Source organism: Sphingobacterium sp. IITKGP-BTPF85, assembly GCF_001006065.1.
GTDB lineage: Bacteria > Bacteroidota > Bacteroidia > Sphingobacteriales > Sphingobacteriaceae > Sphingobacterium > Sphingobacterium anhuiense.
In genome coordinates, this window is sequence record NZ_ASZT02000001.1 from 69,180 (window position 1) to 87,254 (window position 18,075).

13 protein-coding genes and 2 pseudogenes are annotated in these 18,075 nt (G+C 35.7%); 13 read left to right on the forward strand and 2 right to left on the reverse strand.

Annotated features, from left to right (window positions below):
- Positions 1 to 118 precede the first annotated feature (118 nt).
- The 9 genes and pseudogenes from L950_RS00255 to L950_RS00285 all read left to right on the forward strand — a co-directional run bounded on the left by L950_RS00255 (position 119) and on the right by L950_RS00285 (position 12,575).
- Positions 119 to 2,404 carry a GH92 family glycosyl hydrolase gene (locus L950_RS00255; RefSeq protein WP_031288308.1) on the forward strand — a complete coding sequence of 762 codons (2,286 nt, stop codon included), beginning with the start codon at positions 119 to 121 and terminating at the stop codon, positions 2,402 to 2,404.
- Positions 2,405 to 2,685: 281 nt separating this feature from the next.
- Positions 2,686 to 4,044 (forward strand): DUF6377 domain-containing protein, encoded by a 1,359-nt coding sequence (locus L950_RS00260; RefSeq protein ID WP_197086152.1) that lies wholly within the window; start codon positions 2,686 to 2,688, stop codon positions 4,042 to 4,044.
- A gap of 402 nt (positions 4,045 to 4,446) precedes the next feature.
- Positions 4,447 to 7,386, forward strand: coding sequence for a SusC/RagA family TonB-linked outer membrane protein (locus L950_RS00265; RefSeq protein ID WP_021190056.1), 2,940 nt, complete (start codon positions 4,447 to 4,449; stop codon positions 7,384 to 7,386).
- A gap of 11 nt (positions 7,387 to 7,397) precedes the next feature.
- On the forward strand, positions 7,398 to 8,918 hold the full coding sequence (locus L950_RS00270) for a RagB/SusD family nutrient uptake outer membrane protein (RefSeq protein WP_031288311.1): 1,521 nt from the start codon (positions 7,398 to 7,400) through the stop codon (positions 8,916 to 8,918).
- Between the two features lie 39 nt (positions 8,919 to 8,957).
- The gene (locus L950_RS31325) at positions 8,958 to 9,305 is read left to right on the forward strand and encodes a hypothetical protein (protein ID WP_231576723.1); all 348 of its coding nucleotides are present in this window, start codon (positions 8,958 to 8,960) and stop codon (positions 9,303 to 9,305) included.
- The gene (locus L950_RS00275) at positions 9,302 to 10,429 is read left to right on the forward strand and encodes a glycoside hydrolase family 30 protein (RefSeq protein ID WP_231576724.1); all 1,128 of its coding nucleotides are present in this window, start codon (positions 9,302 to 9,304) and stop codon (positions 10,427 to 10,429) included. Before L950_RS31325 ends, L950_RS00275 begins: the two co-directional genes overlap by 4 nt.
- Positions 10,430 to 10,441: 12 nt before the next feature.
- Positions 10,442 to 11,286 (forward strand): annotated as a pseudogene (locus L950_RS31330) (DUF5125 domain-containing protein).
- A 40-nt stretch (positions 11,287 to 11,326) separates the two neighbouring features.
- Positions 11,327 to 11,626 carry a DUF5121 domain-containing protein gene (locus tag L950_RS31335; RefSeq protein WP_231576725.1) on the forward strand — a complete coding sequence of 100 codons (300 nt, stop codon included), beginning with the start codon at positions 11,327 to 11,329 and terminating at the stop codon, positions 11,624 to 11,626.
- A 580-nt stretch (positions 11,627 to 12,206) separates the two neighbouring features.
- Complete coding sequence (locus tag L950_RS00285) at positions 12,207 to 12,575, forward strand: hypothetical protein (protein WP_021190059.1); 369 nt, start codon at positions 12,207 to 12,209, stop codon at positions 12,573 to 12,575.
- Positions 12,576 to 12,784: 209 nt separating this feature from the next.
- On the opposite strand, the gene L950_RS00290 is transcribed toward L950_RS00285, so the two are convergent.
- The gene (locus L950_RS00290; protein WP_021190060.1) at positions 12,785 to 13,309 is read right to left on the reverse strand and encodes a hypothetical protein; all 525 of its coding nucleotides are present in this window, start codon (positions 13,307 to 13,309) and stop codon (positions 12,785 to 12,787) included.
- A gap of 220 nt (positions 13,310 to 13,529) precedes the next feature.
- Between L950_RS00290 and truA the strand changes: the two genes are divergently transcribed.
- The gene (truA, locus tag L950_RS00295) at positions 13,530 to 14,291 is read left to right on the forward strand and encodes a tRNA pseudouridine(38-40) synthase TruA (protein ID WP_021190061.1); all 762 of its coding nucleotides are present in this window, start codon (positions 13,530 to 13,532) and stop codon (positions 14,289 to 14,291) included.
- Positions 14,292 to 14,296: 5 nt separating this feature from the next.
- Positions 14,297 to 16,059 (forward strand): annotated as a pseudogene (locus L950_RS00300) (ABC transporter ATP-binding protein).
- A gap of 97 nt (positions 16,060 to 16,156) precedes the next feature.
- Here L950_RS00300 and L950_RS00305 read toward each other — a convergent pair.
- Positions 16,157 to 16,687, reverse strand: a complete 531-nt coding sequence (locus L950_RS00305; protein WP_021190062.1) for a hypothetical protein — start codon at positions 16,685 to 16,687, stop codon at positions 16,157 to 16,159.
- A 267-nt stretch (positions 16,688 to 16,954) separates the two neighbouring features.
- On the opposite strand from L950_RS00305, the gene L950_RS00310 reads away from it, so the two are divergent.
- On the forward strand, positions 16,955 to 17,434 hold the full coding sequence (locus L950_RS00310; RefSeq protein ID WP_021190063.1) for a DUF4293 domain-containing protein: 480 nt from the start codon (positions 16,955 to 16,957) through the stop codon (positions 17,432 to 17,434).
- 152 nt (positions 17,435 to 17,586) lie between these two features.
- Entirely contained in the window at positions 17,587 to 18,054 is a 468-nt protein-coding gene (locus L950_RS00315; RefSeq protein ID WP_021190064.1) for a hypothetical protein, read from the forward strand.
- Positions 18,055 to 18,075 lie beyond the last annotated feature (21 nt).

Consider the following 18,075-nt stretch of genomic DNA (forward strand, 5'->3'; position numbering starts at 1 on the left):
GTAATTATAACAGTATCATATATTAAGTTAATGCAGGGATACGTAAATTTAACAAAATTTAAATATTAAGATTGAAACCTTGCTTCCTGCGGTTTCAATCAAAATGAAAAATACAATAATGAATTTTAAAAAAATTTTAGGAGCATTAGTTTTATTGCTCTCTGTTCAGTTGAGCAAAGCACAGTCATTTAGTCCTGTCGATTATGTCAACCCATTGATCGGGACACAGTCTAAATACGAATTGTCAAATGGGAATACCTATCCAGCTATTGCAATGCCATGGGGCATGAATTTCTGGACACCACAAACAGGCAATATGGGTGATGGCTGGGTCTATACATATACGGCCGATAAAATCAAAGGTTTTAAACAAACCCATCAGCCAAGTCCTTGGAATAATGATTATGGACAGTTTTCTATTATGCCAACAATTGGAGAACCAGTCTTTGACCAAGAAAAGCGTGCGAGCTGGTTTTCCCATAAAGCAGAAGTCGTAAAACCGTATTACTATAGTGTATATCTTGCAGATCATGATGTGACTACAGAATTAACACCATCGGAGCGAGGGGCAATATTTCGTTTTACCTTTCCAAAAACTGCAGCAGCTCAGGTGGTTATTGATGCTTTCGATAAAGGATCATACATTAAAGTAATTCCAGAAGAAAATAAGATAATTGGGTATAACACCCGGAATAGTGGTGGCGTGCCAGATAACTTTAAAAACTATTTTGTCATTGTTTTTGATCGTTCTTTTGATTTTAAAGCAGCTGTAAAGAGTGGCGATATCAAAAATAATGTATTAGAAATGAAGGATAACCATGCAGGTGCTATCGTAGGATTTAAAAATCTGAAACGAGGTGAGCAGGTTATCGCTCGTGTTGCATCATCATTCATCAGTTTTGAACAAGCGGAGCTAAACCTTAAAGAAGTTAAAGGCAAAACGTTTGATGAGATAGTTGCGGTAGGAAAAGCGAAATGGAATGAAGTATTGGGACGTGTTGAGGTGAAAGATCCAGATATTGATCGTTTAAAAACTTTTTATTCCTGTTTGTATCGTTCGACTTTATTTCCGCGAGATTTCTCAGAAATAGATGCACAAGGAAAAAGGGTGCATTATAGTCCTTATAACGGACAGGTTCTACCCGGAGAAATGTTTACAGATACCGGATTTTGGGATACATTTAGAAGCTTATTTCCCTTATTGAATCTCATCTACCCTGAAATGAATGATCGTATGCAGGCTGGACTGGTAAATGCATATAAGGAAAGTGGATTTTTACCAGAATGGGCTTCCCCGGGGCATCGCGAGTCAATGATCGGTAATAATTCGGCCTCAGTGGTGGCAGATGCTTTTGCAACAGGAAGAAAAGGATATGATGCTGATCTATTATGGGACGCTGTCGTGCATGGGGCAAATAACGCTCATCCTAAAATTTCAGCAACAGGAAGGTTCGGTCATGAGTTGTATAATACATTAGGGTTTATACCAATTGATAAGAATATCAATCAAAATGTCGCCAGAACTTTGGAATATGCCTATAATGATTGGAGTATCTATCAATTTGGAAAAGCCTTAGGAAAACCAAATTCAGAAATTTCAATTTATGCAAAGCGTGCCATGAATTATAAAAATATTTATGATGCTGAGACAAAATTGATGCGTGGAAAAAAATCGGATGGTACTTTTATTACACCTTTTGATCCAAGTGCCTGGTCTAAAGAGTATACTGAAGGAAATGCGTGGCACTGGAGTTTTTGTGTCTTCCATGATCCACAAGGTTTGATTGATTTAATGGGTAGTAAAAAGGCTTTCAATGCAATGCTTGATACCGTATTTGTGATACCAAGCTACGAGGGCATGAAGAGCAGAAGTATGATCCACGAAATGAGAGAAATGCAAATCATGAATATGGGCCAATATGCACATGGTAATCAGCCAATTCAGCACATGCCATATCTCTATAATTATGCTGCTGAGCCTTGGAAAGCACAATATTGGGTGCGCCAAATCATGGATAAGCTTTATCTGCCAACTCCCGATGGTTATTGTGGTGATGAAGATAATGGACAAACATCTGCTTGGTATGTTTTCTCAGCTTTAGGTTTCTATCCCGTAGCTCCAGCTTCGGGCGAATATGTATTGGGATCACCACAATTTCAATCCGTCAAATTAAATCTACAAAATGGGAAAACACTGAAGATCGACGCGACTAATCAAAATAAAGATAACGTATACGTCAATGAAGTAAAGGTTAATGGGAAAATGTATACCAAGAATTTCTTTCAATATAAGGAGCTAATGAAAGGGGGGAAGTTGCAATTTGATATGGCTGATAAACCGAACAAAAAAAGAGGAATTAAAGATACTGATGTACCCTATTCATTCAGTAAAATGAAATTGTAGCAATAAATCAATTTTGAATGTACAAACGAAAATTTTTAAAAGAGATCTTTAATGCCAACAATGGTTGTTATTAGGCTATTAAACGGGGGGCGACAATTTTTTGTCTGCCCCCTGTTTGTTTTTTATAGCTAAAATATGATATATTTATCTTCAACCATTGGGGAATTTAAATAATGACGAAACGTTTTATTACTCTTTTTTTATTCTATTTTTTCATTTTAACAGTCTTTGCGCAGGATTTGAGCGATAGTATAAGTCTATATCGCAAGCTTGATTATGTTATGGAAAATCAAGAACTCTATGTGAAAAAAAGAGAAGATCATATTGCTAAACTTAAACAGGAAGCCTCTTTGGTAAAAAAAGATGAACATGACTATCTAAAGAAAAATTACGAAATATTTAAAAACTATAAAAAGTTTCAATCCGACTCGGCATTGCATTATATTATGCTATGTCGACAATTAGCTTTAAAAAATTCAGATTCGTCATCAATAGCCGTAAGTCTAGATCTGGCTTGGATATATTCTTCAATAGGTAGGTACATTGAGGCAGAACATGTATTGCAACAATTAAATCCCACGACACTATCAAGTACATTATTACCGCAATATTATGAAACTTATAGCGCTTTTTACAGTCATTATGGCCAAAGCAATAATCATGAAAAATACTACCAGGCAAGTGAGCGTTACCGAGACTCCTTGTTAATGGTTCTTGATCCACAGTCTTCTCAGTTTAAAAGTGCAACAGCGATTAAAATCCTATTTCAAGGACAGCGAGAAGAGGCTAAGACCTTATTTAAAGCCATGTGGAAGGAAAACAAAGAAGATTTAGAACAAAGAGCACTTATTGCCTATTTCATAGGACTAATCTATAAGCAGGAAAAAAATATAATCGCACAGCGTTATTATTTTGCGCAGTCAGCAATTGCTGATATTGAAATTGCTAATCGTGACAATGCCTCTTTGCAAGATCTGGCATTGACTTATTATGAGCTCCGCGACTTTGATCATGCATTTAAATTTATTGAAAAAGCGATCGATGACGCAATGGGTTGTAATGTACGTTATCGTATAGTAGAAGGCACATCTTTTTATCCGATTATTAACGCAGCTTATCAGAAGAAAATCAATACCCAGAATAGACAATTACAAGTGATGTTAATTGTCATTAGCTTTTTATCATTGATCTTGATTATCGGTTTGGTATTTATCTTTAGGCAGGTACAACGACTAAGGTTAACACGTGAAGAGCTTTCGATGACCAACAGCAATTTACGTAAACTGAATGAAGAGGTCAATGATAAAAACATGCAGCTCTTTGAATCAAATCACATCAAAGAAGAATATATCGCCCAATTTTTCGATCTCTGTTCCAATTATATTGATAAGATGGAAGACATCCGGAAAGCACTTCTTAAGAAAGCCAGTGCCCAGCAATGGGATGCGATCAAAGATCAACTGAAATCCACACAGATGGTCGAACGGGAAGTGCAGCAGTTATATATTAATTTTGACCGCATTTTCTTAAATCTATATCCTTCATTTGTTGCAGATTTCAATAAACTGCTTGCTCCAGATGAGCAAATCCTACCCAAGAAAGGTGAGTTTCTAAATACTGAGCTCCGTATTTTGCCTTGATTCGTCTGGGCATTTCAGACAGTGTTAAGATTGCGAGTTTCTTACGTTACTCCCTTCGCACAGTATATAACTATCGGACAAAAGTCCGCAATAAAGCCGTTGGAAATCGAGATGATTTTGAAGATCAAGTCCGACAAATTGCAGTAATTGATCGCTCTTAAAGGTCAATTTAGTACTTTTTAACTCCCTGAATTTTATTTAACCATCTTGTTTTAAGGTGTTTAAAAATATGATCAGTACTTTTTAGATTTAGCCCCTTTTATCCCGCTCAGCGTTCTAGTAGCTTTGTTTTTGTCATAGAGCTGGGGAATTCTATGGCTATTTGAGTAGTTCTCAAACTAAATTATTGAAACCATTTTATAAATGCTTATGATTTTCTTTACTAAGAAAGCAACTCTTTTTATGTGGGTAATTTATTTCTTTGCGATAGTGGGTACATCCGTCGCTCAGGATAAAATACAGATCAGTGGACGTGTACTTGATGTCCAAGATCAAAAGCCACTAGGAGGAGTTACAATTGTTCAAAAAGGAACAGTCAATGGCGTATCTTCTCAAGAAGATGGACGCTTTCAAATCTCGGTTCCATCCGGAACAACTTTGTTATTTACCTACGTTGGTTATGATAGAAAGGAAGTGTTGGTCAATTCCAGTAATCTGACAGTACAGTTAAGCTCTTCTGCCAATGTACTGGAAGATGTGGTTGTGATTGGGTACGGTAGCGTAAAACGAAAAGATGTAACCACAGCAATCTCATCGGTATCAACAAAAGATCTTGAAAAAAGACCAATTGTCAATGTCGGTCAAGCAATTCAAGGAAAAGCTGCAGGAGTTGCGGTAATACAGCCGAATGGTGCACCCGGAGCTGAAATGTCTATTAAAGTCCGTGGTACAACATCTTTTAATGGAAGTAATGATCCACTTTATGTCGTCGACGGAGTACCGGTCGATAATCTAAAATTCTTGTCTCCAAATGATGTGACAGATATTCAGATTCTGAAAGATGCATCTTCAGCAGCGATTTATGGATCTTTAGCAGCAAATGGTGTCGTGCTCATCACCACCAAATCAGGTAAAAGTGGAGAAGCCAAAATCAATCTCAATGCGCAGTACACAGCAAATATCGTTAATAATAGTTTTGACGTTCTCAATGTCCAACAATATAAAGAGCTGCAGGATGAAATAGGAATGGTAAACTTGCCATCAGGACTTGCTGATCAAACAGACTGGGCTAAAGAAGCATATAAAACAGGAATACAGCAAAACTATCAATTGTCAATCTCAGATGGGACAGAAAAGTTGCGTTATTTTCTTTCTGCAGGTTATGTGAATGATAAAGGTGTCCTAGAAGGATCGTTCTTTAAACGCTATAATTTTAGAGCTAATATCGATAATCAGTTAAGAAAATGGATGAAAGTAACAGCCAATATCAATTATTCAGATTACAACGATAATGGTATAATTACGGGTACTGGAGCAAGTAGAGGTGGTGTGGTACTATCCGTGATCAATACTCCTACCTATGCACCAGTTTGGGATCCTGTAAATCCAAATCAATACTATAATAATTTTTATGGAATAGGAAATATTACAAGCCCATTGGAAAATTTAGCACGAGGTAAGTACAACAATAATCGTGAGAATCGCTTATTGGCGACAGGTAGTACCTTGATCACTTTTATGCCTGAATTCACTTTCAAATCTTCTTTTACAATGGATAGAAGAAATGCTTTAACCACAAATTTTCTTGATCCAATATCGACAGCATGGGGAAGAAGTCAATTTGGAACCGCCTCAGATTTTAGAAATATGAATACCAGATTAACTTGGGATAATGTATTGACTTATACCAAAAATTTTGGTAAACATAGTTTAGAAGCTATGGCAGGGTCATCATGGGTAGATTCAAAATATACCAATAGTTATATCAATGGGTCCAACTATCGTAATGATCTGATTCAAACCCTGAATGCTGCAAATAAAATTTCGTGGAATGGAACTGGTTCTGGCGCATCTAATTGGGGGATGATGTCTTACTTTGCACGTGCAATGTATAACTACGATGGAAAATATATGTTAACGGCTAATGTACGGGCAGATGGATCTTCCAAATTAAATCCCAAAGATCGCTGGGGTTATTTTCCTTCTCTATCAGCGGCATGGCGCGCATCGTCTGAATCCTTTATGTCAGATATCGAATGGATAAATGATTTCAAAATTAGGGGAGGTTGGGGACAGACAGGAAACCAATCCGGAATAGGAGATTATTCTTACCTCCAATTATACAATATAGAACGTTTTCAGTGGTTTCAAGTAGGACTGGAAAATGCTGTCCCTAATATTAATCCAGCAGGCCTACGTACACCAGATTTAAGTTGGGAAACGACTACGCAATCCAACGTAGGAATTGATTTTGCAGGATTCAATAATAGGTTAAATGTAACAGTAGATTATTATCATAAAAAAACCAAAGATATGTTGATGTATGCTAGCCTTCCAGCAGGGAATACAGCCTCAACAATCGCCCGTAATGAAGGTGAAATGACCAATAAAGGATTTGAACTAACTGTCGGATCGAAAAATCTAAATGGAGATTTTACATGGAATACCGACTTTAACATATCATTCAACCGAAATAAACTCGATAAAGTAGAGCTTCAAAAAATATATTACGCAGCAAAGACCAGTGAAGTTGTCAATGATTATGTCGTAAGAAATGAGCCAGGTCGAGCCTTAGGAGGATTTTATGGCTATATCAGTGATGGTGTTAATCCGGAAACCGGAGAATTGATGTACCGAGATCTAAATGGAGACGGAAAGATATCATCTTCAGATCGTACATACATTGGCGATCCAAATCCAAAATTTACATATGGGATGACTAATAGCTTTTCTTGGAAGAATTTTGATCTTAGTATTTTCTTACAAGGAACCTATGGAAATGATCTTTACAACGCTAGTCGTATGGAAATGGAAGGAATGTATGACGGGAAAAATCAAATTACTAAAGTATTGGATCGCTGGAAGATTCCTGGACAAATCACAGAAGTACCGAAAGCTGGATATGATATGAAAAATTCGAATTATTTCATTGAAGATGGAAGCTACTTACGATTGAAAAATATTTCATTGAGTTATGGTTTCGCTTCAGAAAAGTTAAAACGCAACGGTATTCAAAAAATACAGCCTTATTTTTCAGCCAGTAATTTGTTGACGTGGACCAAATATTCAGGCATGGATCCAGAAGTAAATCAATGGGGCGGAAGTGGAACTATTCAAGGGATTGATTGGGGAACTTATCCACACAGCCGCTCATTTGTTATAGGTGTTAACCTTGAATTTTAATGAAAATCATCATGAAAATAATATATAGATATCTGCTTATCTTGTTGGTGTTTAGTACATTGCTGTCGGCCTGTTCATTGGTCAGAGATCCACTAGATTCATATTCCGACATTACAGAAGGAGAAACCGTTACAGGTGAAAAAGTTGTATTTAAAGATAAAGCTGCAGTAGACAATTTTTTGGCATCTTTGTATAATCAAATGCGTGATCGTCAGGAACATTGGTATGTTGATTTACTGTTGATTGCAGAATCCCATGCCGACAATGCATATGCAGGTACAACAGGAGCACAAGTTGTACCTTTTGAGAGTAATGCTATTGAAGGCTCTAACTCTGTAGTAGAAAGAGATTGGGATCGCTATCTTGAAGATATCGCACGCGCCAACCGTTTGATTATACACGTGGATAGTGTAGCTGATCGATCAGTTAACGATGCTGAAATTAAATTGTATAAAGCACAAGCAAAGATATTTCGCGCATTGGCAATGTTTGATATGGTAAGAATTTTCGGATCTATCCCAGTTATTACAACCATAGCTGGAGACATTACCTCGGAAAATATTGTTGAAGTATATCCACAATACTTTCCAAAACAAAGTACGGAGGAAGAGGCTTATAAGCAGATTGAAAAAGATTTAGTGGAAGCATTAGTTGATGCTCCGAATACAAGTTCCTCCAATAAAACAATATTTACTAAATCAGTAGCAAGAGCCATGCTTGCCAAAGTTTATGCCGAAAAACCATTACGTGATTACAATAAAGTTGTCCAGTATGTGGATGCTCTTGCTACCGATGGCTTTGATCTGAATGTTAATTATTCCGATATCTATGCCATGAATGCTGGTAATACTGATTTGGCACAGCGTAATACACGTGAATCAATCCTTGAAGCACAATTTCTTCCAGGAGCAGGTAACTGGGCAACATGGATGTTCGGCCGTGACCTTTCGAACTACGATAATAGCTTTACATGGGCCAAATGGGTAACTCCTTCGCGAGATTTAATTCAGACCTATCAAAATGAAGGTGATCAAATTCGAATGAATCAATCAATCGTTTATTATGTAGCCACATGGAGTAACTACTATCCGGCATCACACTATCCCTTTATGTTCAAGTTGCGATCAGGTATGAGTAGTATGGTAAAACTAAGATATGCCGATTTATTATTACTGAAAGCCGAAGCATTGATTATGCAAGCAAGTCCCAACTTAACTGCTGCTGCAGATATCATAGATCGTATAAGAGAAAGAGTAAAACTTCCGAAATTAGATAATTCCATACGTGCAGGTAAAGATCGTATGTTGGATGCATTATTGAAAGAGCGACGTTTAGAATTAGCTTTTGAAGGACAGCGTTGGTTTGATTTAGTCCGATTGGATAAAGTCGAATCTATTATGAATGCAGTTTACGCAAAAGATTCAGGGCGTAAATCGCAAGTTTACCCTTTTAATAAGAATTCATATCGCCTGCCGATCCCACAAGCAAAGATCGATCAGAATCCAAATTTAGTGCAAAATCTAGGGTACTAATTAATTGAAAATTTTATGAAACGCAAAAATAATAACACTATGATATATACACTCCTGTTGTCCTGTTTAATCACGGCAACATCATGTAACCGAGATAGCTATAAGCCTTCAGCTTCAGATAACATAAAAGACAAAGGCGATGTAACGATTTATACAACAACCAATACACGTTCCCAAGATTTTACAAAAGGATATATAGATTTCAGTACGAAATTTAATATGTCACCAAACACGATCACATTAGATCCGAACCAAAAGTTTCAAACGATGGACGGTTTTGGTGCCGCTATTACAGGATCTACTTGTTATAATTTGATGAAGATGAGCAAGGAAGATCGTACCAAGTTTTTAACAGAAACTTTTTCAGATGAAAAGGTATGGGAATGAATTATATTAGAATCGCTATTGGATGTTCTGATTTCTCTTTAAGCGAGTATACTTGTTGGGATAAAGAAGGGAAAGAAAATTTTGCCTTGCAGTTCGAAGAGAAGCAATACATCCTACCTGTGCTAAAAGAAATACTGGCAATCAATCCATCAATCAAAATCATGGGTTCTCCATGGACACCGCCTAAATGGATGAAAGTAAATAATTTGACAGATTTGAAACCTTTCGATTCTTGGACGAGTGGTCAGTTGAACCCTAAGCATTACCAAGACTATGGATGGTACTTTGTACAGTGGTTGCAGGCAATGAAAAAAGAAGGTGTCACGGTATCTTCGATTACAGTTCAAAACGAACCTTTAAACCGTGGCAATTCAGCTTCGTTGTACATGACATGGCAAGAACAACAGGCTTTTATTAAACAAGCATTAGGTCCGCAATTGAAAGCAGCTGCGTTAGAAACTAAAATCTATGCCTTCGATCATAATTACAACTATGATAATATTGCTGATCAAAATGACTATCCTGTGAAAATTTATAACGATGCAGGTGCCGCTTCTTATATAGCTGGAGCCGCATTTCACAATTATGGCGGTGACAAAGCTGAATTATTGGATATTCATAACCAACGTCCAGATAAAGAACTGGTCTTTACAGAAACATCTATCGGAGAGTGGAATGAAGGTCGAAATCTTGAAAAGAGATTAATGGAAGATATGCGTGAAGTAGCGTTAGGAACGGTCAATAATTGGAGTAGAGCAGTTATAGTTTGGAATCTGATGTTAGATACCGATAAAGGGCCAAATCGTGAAGGAGGATGTCAGACCTGTTACGGTGCTGTTGATATCAGTAAATCTAATTTTAAGAATATTACACGCAATTCGCACTACTACATTGTAGGACACCTTTCGTCAGTCGTAAAATCAGGTGCAGTTCGTATTGGAGCGAAAGGATATACAGCAGAAGGGCTAGTGTACACTGCATTTCAAAATAAAGATGGGTCTTATGCAATTGTATTGCTGAATGATGCCGAAGAAAATAGAAAGATTACAATAAGTGATTCAAAAAATCATTTTAGCTATGAGGTGCCAGCTAAATCAGTCGTTTCTTATCGTTGGGCCAATTAAAATCTAAAAAATATGAAAAGACCTATTTTAAATTTCCTATTAGGAACTGTCGCAGTTGCGGCGCTGTATTCCTGTAAAAAGGATGAAAAATATGTATATCAAATAGGTGAGCCCAAATTGGAAGTGAAATCAGATATTTCAGCAGCTCACTTTGGAGACAGTTTAGTATTTCAAGTGCATGCGTCGGATCAACAGATTGCTTTATCGACTGTAAAAGTACAGTTGTTTTTTACAGATGACCAAGTGTCGGAAACCACTATACGAACAAAGGAAAACGGAGACTATTCTGGAAAGATCTTTATACCCTTTTATAAGAATGTGCCAAATGGTAAGGCAACGTTAAAATTCATTCTACAGAATATAAGTCAGAAAATGACGGAACAGTCTTATGAAATTGATTTGACTAGACCAGATTTTCCTTATTTGAATTTAGTAACAGAGTCTAAATCCTATAAGATGGAGAAAATAGGAACGAATGAATATGCGGTTACAGAAAGTTTTCCATCTTCAGTAAAGGGTTATATCCAGGCTCCAAAAGTAGGTGAGCAAGGAAATCCAATGAATTTTGTTGGGTCAACAATACTGTTGAAATTGGATCTACGACCGAAATTCCTTTTACCAATTTAACTTCCGGTGTATATAGCATAAAGTTTAATACATTGACGTATGAAGCATCGCCATTTATAAATATTTATTTGAATGGTAATTTATTAAGTCGCGTTGATGATGATCATTTTAAAGGAGAGTTTGAGTTGAAAAATGGAGAACAGGTTACATTTGATGGTATCGACGATGTAAAAACTGGTGGATTGATCCGGATTATTTCACCCAAAGTCAGATGGATCCATCAATTTTAACGGTATTAATGGAAAGTATCGTATAACGGTAGATTTTAAATTGAAGTATTTTCTTTTAGAAGCCATGGATGGAGCAAACCTGGCATCACTGAAAGCCGATGGTACAGGAGCTATCTGGATCATTGGAGAAGGTATTGGTAAGCCGGGCATTGCAACTAACCAAGTCGGTTGGAGCCCAGAGAAGGCTTTGTGTATGATGCCGATCGGAAACAAAAAATATCAAATTACCTTGAAGGCCGGAGAATCTATTCATGCAAGTAATATCAACTTCAAATTTTTCCATCAAAAAATTGGGGGGGTGAGTTTGGAGCAACAAGTATCAGTACAGATAATGATATGATTTTTATTGGCGATGGAACCAATGGCGAGATTCGGGAAATTTAGGAATAGTTTCTGGTAAATCCCTTACTTTAGGAACTAGCTATATTTTGACAGTAGATTTGGGTCAGGGTAATAGCAAAGCTATTCTGACAGTCGTGAAAAAATAAACAAATTAAAGAAGTATATGTAGGCCTTTACTCATAATTGAGTAAAGGCTTTTTTATTGAATAGGTAAGTTAAAAATCACGATAGGGTAAAAAAACCGATCATTTTGATAGTAGCCGATCATTTTGATATTGATATACAGTCTTTTGATTTTTTATAATTCACTTAAACTGTTGTTTTATTGTTTGTTCGGTCTGTTACGATTATTTGGCACAAATTTCGTGTATCAATAGCAAAAAGAGAAAGTGGTTTTAGTGAATAAGAAGTTTTGGTTAGCTAATGATTGCTTTGAAAGTGATTGTTGGAATCATATAACAAAACAGTGACAAGAATATGCAGAAACTGATCAATATTCTGGGGGTTTTGATCGTTTTTTATATGTTGACAAGGTGATTTTTTAAGAAATTTAACAAGAAGATATAAATAAAAAAGGAATGGATACAATTAATGAAAATATAGCTACAGATTATATAACTGCTCATTACAAAGAAATAAATAATGAAATACGTCAGTTGTCCAATCATAAAAATTTCGCAGGGATTCTTCAGGCAGTCGTGAATTTTTTAAAGTCACAACTAACAAATGGACAAATACAAAAAATAGGTGACCGTATAAAAGTGATGGGCTGGCTTCATAAACGTGGAAATGATTATGTGCGGTTTATTATTGAAAACTTATTTGTGCGTTCTTTTGACAGTATGAAAAAAAGCTGTACACCGCCACAATGGGAGGATTTATATAGAAAATTTCCTCTGGATCTAAAAAAAGTTTATGCAGCACAAAAAGCAATGGCATACAGGTAAAATCTACTATTTAATAATAGAGAGGAATAATCAGATGCTTTACGGGTTGCATTGACTAAATACTTTGGATTGATTTAAAGATATACTAAAAATTGGGAATGTGATAGAATGCATTCCCAATCTTATTTCCTAAGTTGTTCTCGTATTTACTGATGTAAATTCCGATTTCTATTTATTCGAGTTCATATTTTGTGAGAAGAAGAACATTTTTATGCCGTGATATAGGACTTTAGGTCTTTCAATTGTTTGCGGTATGACCAACTAACAGCATATTCTGTCAGAATAAATAAAATTAATACAAAAACAATACAAACGATAAATAAGTTTACTTGACCAGGGAATAATAACTCCATTTTATTTAGGGCTGGAATAATGTTTATTTTATTAAAATAACAATATAAAATGCCGAATCCCGATGCGATAAATGTAGTGATGTAATGAAAGCTTTTATAATTTGCTAGCTCTAATCGTAGCTCATGATAGAACGATCTTACATCTTGAATATTTTGAACATTGATGGTATTACACATTTTATAAAAAAAATAAAACCGGCTGAAGTAATAGCTGGTAAAAATGAACAAAACACTATAAAAGAAATAGTATATCAATGCTAGTTCTTTAGTAAATCCAAAATAAGTCGGCAAAAAAGCAAGTAAGAACATAGCCAGAACTTGTGCCGTAAATTCCATTTTCATTTTTGATTTGATAGATTGAATGATGCTTGACGTTTCCATATTTTTGGTTTTAAATTGTAATTGTTTAATTATTATACAGTAAGTAAGAGAAAATTATAAACGTTACACTTTTTTTTATTTCTTTTAAAACCTTGATATATAGGAAGCCCATTTTCGTCTTAAATTGTAAACTGCCATTACTTTTATGAATTTATTCAGACAGTTCTATCGTATCATTATTCTTGTATCTTCTTGCTAATTCATACCTTTGTCCTTGAAAATGGAGAAAAGTAGATTTTTTATAGAAGTAGCTTATTTTGGGAAAAATTACCATGGCTGGCAGGTTCAAAATAATGCAATTTCTGTTCAAGAGCGATTGAATGACGCTTTAGCAATTCTATTGCGTGTGCCAACAGAAACGATTGGAGCAGGTAGAACTGATACCGGTGTTCATGCCAAACAATTATTTGTTCATTTTGATGCAGATGCCACTGGAATATTAGCAAATCCAGATCGTTTTCTACATGCTTTGAATGGTTTATTACCTCATGATATTGCAGTTAAATCTGTTTTACCTGTTCATCAAGATGCCCATGCCCGTTTTGATGCGGTGCGTCGCTCTTATGAATATCATCTTCATTTCGAAAAAGATCCTTTTATATATGCATACTCTTCATTTTTAAGAGATATTCCCGATGTAGAAAAGATGAATAAAGCGGCTGAATTTTTGTTAGGAAAACAAGATTTTAGTTGTTTTAGCAAATCTAATACACAAGTTTTTACCAATATCTGCACGGTATCGAGAGCCGAATGGATATGGGAAAGTGAAGGGAAACTTGTTTTTCACATTACAGCAGATCGATTCTTACGTAATATGGTACGAGCTGTTGTTGGGACCCTGTTAGAGATCGGAATAAAAGGTAAACCAATTTCATTTATGGAAGAAGTCATTGCTAGTCAAAATCGTTCAATGGCTGGTACATCTGTACCGGGTCAGGGTTTGTATTTGACTGAAGTGGCCTACCCTTACCCTGTAAAATAGAAAAAGTGAGTCAAGAGAAAATAGTAGGAAAAACATATGACGTCAATCTGTTACGTCGGATGGTTAAGTATATGAAACCTTACGGAAACATATTCTGGATCTCCGTGGTATTGACCATCTTATTAGCAGCGGTTGCGCCAGCACTGCCTATATTAATCCAATATACTCTGGATAAATATATATTACAGTTTAATACATCGGGACTCAGTTTGATGTTTATTCTGATGATTGTATTGCTTATTGTACAAACATTGGTCCGCTACTACCATACCCTTATGACCAATACGCTTGGACAATCGGTAATTCGTGACATCCGTATTGAAGTTTTTAATCATATCACCAAACTTAGATTAAAATATTTCGATCAGACACCATTAGGAAAACTGATAACAAGAACCATTTCAGATCTGGAAACCATCTCCAATATTTTTTCTGAAGGGTTGATCCAAATTATTGGTGATCTATTGCAGCTCGTAGTTATACTCGGGGTCATGTTTTATACCGACTGGAAATTGACCTTGATTGTTCTCGTGCCGATGCCACTGATGATAGCTGCCACCTATATATTTAAAGAGGCTATGAAATCTGCTTTTCAGGATGTTCGGAAGTGGGTTTCCAATTTAAATACCTTTCTACAGGAGCATATCTCTGGAATGGGCATTATCAAGTACTTTGCCCGTGAAGAACAGGAGATGAATAAATTTAAAGATATCAATGGTCACCATCGGAATGCTCATATTCGTGCCAACTGGTATTTTTCAATATTTTTTCCAGTTTTGGAGATTATCATGGCTATTTCTTTGGGTTTATTGGTGTGGTTTGGAGCCAAGCAGATTTTAGGTGATGTCATCTCTGCGGGGGTAGTGGTGGCTTTTATCATGTATATCAATATGATCTTTCGCCCAATTCGCGAGCTAATCGATAAATTCAATACCCTACAGATGGGTATGGTGAGTGCGGAACGTATTTTTGAAGTCCTAGATACAGACGAACATACACCTAATGACGGAAATTTAACACCAAATCACATCCATGGAGAAATCGAATTTAAAAATGTATGGTTCGCTTATAACGATGAAAATTGGGTATTACGTGATGTTAGTTTTAAAGTAGCACCTGGAGAAACTTTAGCATTAGTTGGAGCTACAGGAGCAGGAAAATCATCTACTATTAATATTCTGAGCCGATTCTATGAAATCAATAAAGGTCAGATTTTACTCGATGGTATTGATATTAGGGAGTATGAATTGAATTTTCTACGGAAAACAATTGCAACAGTGCTTCAGGATGTTTTCTTATTTTCAGATTCTATCTTACATAATATAGATTTGCATGACCAACATATCACACGCGAATCCATCATTCTGCAGCGAAACAAGTCGGGGCACATGATTTTATTATGAGATTACCAGGTGGGTACGATTATCAAGTGCAGGAAAGAGGGGCTACACTATCGTCAGGACAAGCACAACTGATTTCTTTTATAAGAGCTTTAGTACATGATCCACGAATTTTGGTATTAGATGAAGCAACTTCATCTGTCGATACGGAAACAGAAGAACTTATTCAACATGCTATTGATAATTTGATGGTGGGAAGAACAGCAATTGTGATTGCGCATCGATTATCGACAATTCAAAAAGCAAATAAGATCATTGTCTTAGAAAAAGGTGAGATCATGGAAGTGGGTACACACCATGAATTACTAAATATCGATGGCTATTATAAAAAATTGTATAATCTGCAATTCCATTCTGCAGGAATTTAAAAAAGTAAGACTAAAGTCAGGGAAGCTTTCCTGACTTTGGTCTTATTGTGTAATAGATGCTTTGCGTCCTCGTGTAAAAATCACCAAAAGAAGACACTTATTGTACAGACATTATATAACTGTTTTTTTCGATTGTCTCTTCCGCACTGATATGTATATTAGCACTTATTTCAGAACCACTTCCAATTAAAACATTACTTCCAATACTGCTATTAGGGCCAATTGTAACAAAATCTTCAACAATAGTATTGCTGGCAATCACTGCATTGCTACCAATAACACAATGGTTACCAATTTGAACATCAGGAGCAATGGATGCTCCAGGTAAAATAAAAGTACCTTTACCGATATCCGCTCTTTTAGAGACATGTGCTTTAGGATGTATCAGTGAACAGTATTTCCAAAAACAGTTTTCGGAAACAATTCTTTGTCGTAATCCCGAATCGAGAACAGCTACAAATACCATATCTTTTTCCTGATTTATCTCTTGGTGAAGTTCAACCGGATAATCAAAGACATCAGTAATAAGCAATGATTTATCAATAAGACCTGCAATATCCAATTTAAGCTCTTCTGCAGTTTCGACAGCAACTTTAGCGTGTGCTGTAGCGCCATAAATATATAACATCTCGCAAAAGTAAAAAATACCAAATCAAAAGCTGGAATTAATTGTTATTGTTATGTAATGTGTTATTTTTAAATTAGCAGTTCGCGAATATAATAAGACAAGTGACCGGTAAGTCTAGTATAATCACATTGCAACACATTTGATTGTAACCCAAACAAAGACAATTTTCAATCTTATCTCCAGCTACGAAAGGGTGTTTGTATCGGAAATATATTGTGTTTGCAATCAAATTTATCTAAGTTTGTCATCAATCAATTTATATAAAAAATGATTCAACGTATTCAAACCATTTATTTGCTGGTAGCCGGACTTGTTTTGTTTGGCTTATTTCTGTTTCCATATGTTCATTATAATGATCTTGTAGGCCTTGGAAAAGATGTAAAAGTAACAGGTATTTATGGAACGTCGGCTGGTTTGCCAACACATGAAACTGGTTTTTATTATATCTTACAGATCATTGCAACGGTAATAGTGGGCCTGTTACCCCTATATACCATCTTCAAATTTAAGAATCGCAAAACTCAGATAAAATTGATTCTTCTGAATATTGTATTGATCATTTTATTAGGCATATGGTTATATGCAAGTGCAAGTGGTCATTTGGTAACGGTAAACCAGTTTTTAGGAGCAGGGACAATTGGTGTTGGCTTCTTTTTATTGCCGATATCAATTATTTTTCTATCCTTAGCATTAGGAGCAATTCGTAAAGATGAAAAATTGATCAAGTCTGCAGATCGATTACGTTAATAAGAAAAACAAGATTTAATATAGAAAGCTATGTATTCAGTACATAGCTTTTTTTAATTTTTAAAAATGAAACCAGCATCTACATATCCTTTGCAAATAGTAGTGAATATGCTCATGTTAGTTTGATTACAGTTAAAAACAGATTGTATTCAATGAAAATAATAATAAAAAACTTCGTTATCGTATGCCTGTTTCTATTATTTGGACAATTTGTGTATGCACAGTCCGATAAGATAGAAAAGGAGCCCTTAGTAGTAGATGAAATTCAAATTGACGTTAAAAGCGTTCAAATTGACGCTAAATTAAAAACTGCAACCGTTGAACTTTTTCTTACCTCTTACAACAGAAATGAACGCGAACTTAAATTAAACACTTATGGTACGCAATTGGTTGATGTAAAAGGTAAAAAATATCTGTTCGGAACGCTAAGTCTAGGGAAAATTCTGGTAAAATTAGAGGACAAGCAAAACTACATTAACTATTTAATGAAAATGGATGAACCTGTATTGTTGACCCTAAAAGTTGCAAACTGGGGAAAAGAAAAACCAAAAGAATTGATCCTTGTCTTTGAAGACAGTGAAGAAGAAGGTCACTATATAGAAACGGCTGTTCAATTATAATTGAACAGCGTTTCTATATAA